General features: G+C 69.3%; 2 protein-coding genes and 1 pseudogene. 1 reads left to right on the top strand and 2 read right to left on the bottom strand.

What is annotated here, in order from left to right; translation table 11 throughout:
- Positions 1-225: 225 nt before the first annotated feature.
- Positions 226-1,266: a serine/threonine protein kinase gene (locus ACDELDRAFT_RS21600; RefSeq protein WP_005800574.1), complete on the top strand. Its 1,041-nt coding sequence runs from the start codon at positions 226-228 to the stop codon at positions 1,264-1,266.
- 87 nt (positions 1,267-1,353) lie between these two features.
- Here ACDELDRAFT_RS21600 and ACDELDRAFT_RS25470 read toward each other — a convergent pair whose 3' ends face one another.
- Entirely contained in the window at positions 1,354-1,947 is a 594-nt protein-coding gene (locus ACDELDRAFT_RS25470; RefSeq protein WP_332376137.1) for an exosortase H-associated membrane protein, read from the bottom strand.
- Positions 1,937-2,156, bottom strand: a pseudogene (locus ACDELDRAFT_RS25905) (hypothetical protein); the annotation flags it as partial. The pseudogene ACDELDRAFT_RS25905 and the gene ACDELDRAFT_RS25470, both read right to left, overlap by 11 nt.

The raw sequence follows: 2,156 nt of genomic DNA, 5'->3' as shown, positions 1-2,156 counted from the left end.
ACGCTCGCGCCGTGGCGGGCGAGCGCCTGGCATGGATCGTTTGCGATTGGCGGTCGGCGGTCGGCGGTCGGCGGTCGGCGGTCGGCGGTCGGCGGTCGGCGGTCGGCGGTCGGCGGCAATTAGCTCCTAAAACAATAGCTATCGACACAAGAAGAACAGGCGCAACAGGTATTTTTTGCACTGAACCCAGGGCAGGCCGACCCGCCACGCGGCGACAATGGCCCCATGAACATGTCCCTCGATGCCCCCGGCCTGCACCCCTTCGCCACCCTGACCCCCGATGCCGTGCTCGATGCGCTGGCCAGCGTGGGCCTGTACGGCGACGGCCGGCTGATGGCGCTGTCGTCGTACGAAAACCGCGTCTACCAGGCCACGCTGGAAGACGGCGAGCGCGTGGTGGCCAAGTTTTATCGACCCGGCCGCTGGAGCGAGGCGCAGATTCTCGAGGAGCACGCCTTCGCCGCCGAACTCATGGCGGCCGAGGTGCCCGCCGTGGGCCCGCTGGTGCTGGCGGGCCAAACGCTGCATCGGTTCGACGGGTTCGCGTTTTCGGTCAGCCCCTGGCGCGGCGGGCGCCAGCCCGAACTGGACGATTTCGAGGTGCTCGAATGGATCGGCCGCTTTCTGGCGCGCATCCACACCGTGGGCGCGGCGCAACCGTTCGCGCACCGCCCCGCGCTCGACCTGCAGAGCTTTGGCGCCGAGCCGCGCGAGTGGCTGCTGGGCCATGACCTGATCCCGCTCGACGTGCAGTCCGCCTGGCACGAGGCGTGCAACACCGCTCTTGATTTGATAGCGTCAGACACCCGTTCAGCAAGCGCCGTAGGTGGTTTTTGCCTGAATGATGCCACCGCACTTCGCCTGCACGGCGACTGCCACCCCGGCAACATTCTCTGGACGCCGCTGGACGAATGGGGGCGTGGCGGGCCGCATTTCGTGGACCTGGACGACGCCCGCATGGGCCCGGCCGTGCAGGATCTGTGGATGCTGCTGTCGGGCGACCGGCGCCAGCGCACCCACCAACTCAGCGCGCTGCTCGACGGCTACGAACAGTTCCGCTCGTTCGACCGGCGTGAGCTGGCCCTCATCGAGCCGCTGCGCACGCTGCGCCTGATCCACTACAGCGCCTGGCTAGCGCGGCGCTGGCAAGACCCGATATTCCCCATCAACTTTCCGTGGTTCGGCACCAGCGACTACTGGCGCGGCCAGGTGGACATGCTGCACGAGCAGATCGAGGCGATGCAGGAAGAGCCCCTGGCCGCCTGAGACCGCCGGGCAGTTCTTTCTATCGCTGGGGCAATCCCTGCAGCCACCCACCGCAACGGCCGCCAGAAGGCGCGGCAGCGCAGCCCCCTAGCGCGCAACCCCCTGTCCCTGCGCCGACGGGCGGGGCGGCAGCACGGCGGCCGTACTGGTGGAAATTTCTCCGCGCTGCGCCGACGCCGGCTGGGGTGGCAGTGCTGCGGGCGCCGGAACCGTACCGGCATCGGGCTGGTGTTCCGCCACCTCGGCCACTGCCACAGGCGCGGCAGCGGCTGCCTGGGCTGGCATGGCCGTGGGCGCCGGCGTCGGCACTCCGACCGGAGAAGCCGCCGCCGTGCGCCCCTGCCAGGCGCGCACAAGCACCTCTTCCACGAACTTGCGATCAAGCCACAGCCAGAGCAGAAAAGGCGCCAGCGTGGGCAGCACCAGCGAGCCCACCTGGTAGCCGTACACGATGGCCTCCAGCTGCCACTGCTCCACCCTGAGCACGCGCGCGTTGGCCTGTGCCGAGAGCACCATCTGCATCAGCAGATAAAAGCTCAGGCTGAACGCCTGCACCGGCAGCAGCAGCAGGTAGCCACCCACCGCGCGGGACCACCGCCCCGGGCCGCGCGCAGCCAGCAGCAGCGCCAGGAAGATGGGCAGGCCGTAGGCGTAGCGCCCCGGATCGGCCTCAAGCGAAATCTCGGCCCGCCGGCCGCCGGCCTGGGGGCACCGGGACTTCGATGGACGTGTCGACCTCCATCGAGCCAGGGCGCTTGTGCACGGTGCGCACCCACATGGGGGGCGCCCTGCTCCAGCGCCATGTGCGACAGGGCCGCCACGGGGGTACGACACCCAGGGCGACACCTTGGGTCCACACCAGCATCAGGACCACGATCCAGGCAAAGGCC

The organism is Acidovorax delafieldii 2AN, assembly GCF_000175235.1.
Classification (GTDB): Bacteria; Pseudomonadota; Gammaproteobacteria; order Burkholderiales; family Burkholderiaceae_C; genus Acidovorax; species Acidovorax delafieldii_B.
This window is presented reverse-complemented; position numbering and strand designations above follow the sequence as displayed.